The sequence below is a fragment of the Mycobacterium sp. IDUB_5 genome (genome assembly GCF_055419565.1).
Window position 1 is genome coordinate 109,881 of sequence record NZ_JBVAXX010000010.1, and the last position, 1,763, is coordinate 111,643.

Below are 1,763 nucleotides of genomic sequence, written 5' to 3' on the forward strand. Positions count from 1 at the left end.
AGCAGGAACCGTGACCGCACCACCCGGACCACCCGGAACCGGAGGCACTACCCCACCAGCAGGAACCGTGACCGCACCACCCGGACCACCCGGAACCGGAGGCGCCACCGCACCGGCATCCCCGAAGACCGGAGCGCCGGGGGCGCCGGGAGCACCCGGACCAGACGTACCCGCGGCAGCGGCGACGGGTGCGCCAGGAGTGCCGGCGACGCTAGGAACGCCCGCACCCCCTGAACCGCCAATCGGAGCTCCCGGGCCACCGGGGGTAGGAGGCGTCACCAAACCAGCCTCACCAACAACCGGACCACCCGGCACACCCGGCGCAGGAGGCGTCACCAAACCAGCCTCACCAACAACCGGACCACCCGGCACACCCGGCGCAGGAGGCGTCACCAAACCAGCCTCACCAACAACCGGACCACCCGGCACACCCGGCGCAGGAGGCGTCACGACCTCCGCCGACGAACCCGCTGGAACCGCAGGCACACCTGGAGCCGGCGGCGCCACCACACCTGACTCACCAACAATCGGCGCACCCGGCACACCCGGAGCAGGCGGCGTCACGACCTCCACCGACGAACCCGCAGGAACCGCAGGCACACCCGGCGCAGGAGGCGTCACGACCTCCACCGACGAACCCGCAGGAACCGCAGGCACACCCGGCGCAGGAGGCGTCACGACCTCCACCGACGAACCCGCAGGAACCGCAGGCACACCCGGCGCAGGAGGCGTCACCACTCCCGACTCACCAACAATCGGCGCACCCGGCACACCCGGCGCAGGAGGCGTCGCAATCTCCACCGACGAACCCGCCGGAGTCGCAGGCACAGGAGGAGCCGGAGGCGAGAAGGTCTCAACGGAACTGGATGACGGCGTCGCGGGGGCCGGAGGTGCAGGCGGCGAGAAGGTTTCTATCGACGAACCCACCGGAGTCGCAGGCACACCCGGCGCCGGCGGAGTCGTCACACCCGACTCACCGACAACCGGAGCACCCGGCACACCCGGCGCCGGCGGCGTCACCGCACCCGACTCACCCACCACCGGAGCTCCCGGCACACCCGGAGCCGGCGGCGTCACACCCTCCACCGACGAACCCACCGGAACCGCAGGCACACCCGGCGCCGGCGGAGTCGTCACACCCGACTCACCAACAACCGGAGCACCCGGCACACCCGGCGCCGGCGGCGCCACCGCACCCGACTCACCCACCACCGGAGCTCCCGGCACACCCGGCGCCGGCGGCGTCACACCCTCCACCGACGAACCCACCGGAACCGCGGGCACACCCGGCGCCGGCGGCGCCACCGCACCCGACTCACCAACAACCGGAGCACCCGGCACACCCGGCGCCGGCGGCGTCACACCCTCCACCGACGAACCCACCGGAACCGCGGGCGCACCCGGCGCCGGGGGCGCGACCACGCCTGACTCACCAACAACCGGAGCACCGGGAACACCCGGAGCCGGAGGCGCGGGATTGCCTGCGGCAGAAGCAATTGGCGCGCCTGGGGCACCGCCGGAGCCCGGAGTCACGGCACCGCCGGCACCCTCGACTTGCGCGCCGCTGCCAGGCAGCCCGGCGGCCGGCACCACACCAGCATCACCGATGACCGGCGCACCCGGCACTCCCGGAAGAGGCGGAGCACCAGCCCCCACCGGAACACCCACCGGCGCACCCGGCACACCCGGAAGAGGCGGAGCACCAGCCCCCACCGGAACACCCACCGGCGCACCCGGCACACCCGGAAGAGGCGGAGCACCAG

1 protein-coding gene is annotated in these 1,763 nt (G+C 73.4%); it reads right to left on the bottom strand.

Going from position 1 to position 1,763, the window contains the following annotated elements; all coding sequences use genetic code 11:
- Positions 1–1,529: 1,529 nt before the first annotated feature.
- A partial coding sequence (locus tag ACZY1G_RS27600) for a hypothetical protein (protein WP_463824139.1) occupies positions 1,530–1,763 on the bottom strand: 234 nt, incomplete at its 5' end.